This is a genomic window from Rufibacter psychrotolerans, from assembly GCF_016924645.1.
GTDB lineage: Bacteria > Bacteroidota > Bacteroidia > Cytophagales > Hymenobacteraceae > Nibribacter > Nibribacter psychrotolerans.
Map to the genome: position 1 here is coordinate 1 of NZ_JAFFJV010000034.1, position 936 is coordinate 936.

At 53.5% G+C, this 936-nt stretch carries 1 pseudogene; it reads right to left on the minus strand.

Going from position 1 to position 936, the window contains the following annotated elements:
* Window positions 1-16 precede the first annotated feature (16 nt).
* A pseudogene (locus JT718_RS20400) lies at window positions 17-836 on the minus strand (IS982 family transposase).
* Between the last annotated feature and the right edge of the window lie 100 nt (window positions 837-936).

A 936-nucleotide genomic window follows, 5' to 3' on the forward strand; every position in this document is an offset into this window, starting at 1 on the left:
TAACCCAAGTTGCGATTTACTCGATGACTTGAGTTAGAGAGTAGGCGGAGATAAATAGGATAAGCTTAAGGATGAATCCTTGGGCAGTGACGGCATGGATTTTCTTTGGGAAAAAGCCGGTGATACCTGAAAAGGTAGTTTCGATCCGCTTTCGGTAGTAGTCCTTGAGAAAGGCCATGTGGGGCTCATCCTTTCGCTTGCTGTTAGACTTGCGGCAGCAGTGGAGCTGAACCTGCTCGCATTCTTTTAGCAGGTCTTCCACCTGATAGCAGGTGTAGCCGGCATCCGCGTAGAGTTGGCTGCCCCGGGGCAGGTCCAGTTCCATGGCCTTAAAGGCGGTGACGTCCACGAAGGAGCCTGCGTGGATGTAGAACTGAACCGGCACCCCGCCCGAGGTGGTGACCACCTGCACGCGGAAGCCATAGAAGTAACGCCGCTTGCTGACGCACTTGCCCCGGTAGGCCTCCCCCTTGAGCAGGTGGCAGGAGGGAATGCGGATGTTGTCGCACACGGCCACGGGAAAGGAGTCGATCAGGTAAGCGCACGAGGTGTTGAGCTCTTTCAGACTTTGCCCCAGCGCAGTGAACAGGGCCAGGCTGCTCCTTGAGTGCGTGCAGACGACGGACAAAGCCGGACTTGTCGATGCGCTTCACCCCGTGGTGGGCCTGCATGTAAGAATAGGCCGAGTGGAGGTTACCATGGAAGTAGCGGGCCGCCAGCAAGGCTGTGGTCAATAGCTCGGCATCGCTTATTTTGCAGTGGGCATCAGCTTTTCTGCCGACGGCATGGAAGAAATCGTCAATAAAGCAGTATATTGTAATGGTCTGTTCTGTCATGGCTGTTGCATTTTAAAAGTGTCCAAACTTTAAAACGTACTCCGGCCGCTGGCAGAACAGATTTTTTTATTACGTGTGAAATATCTCGCAACTTGAGTTA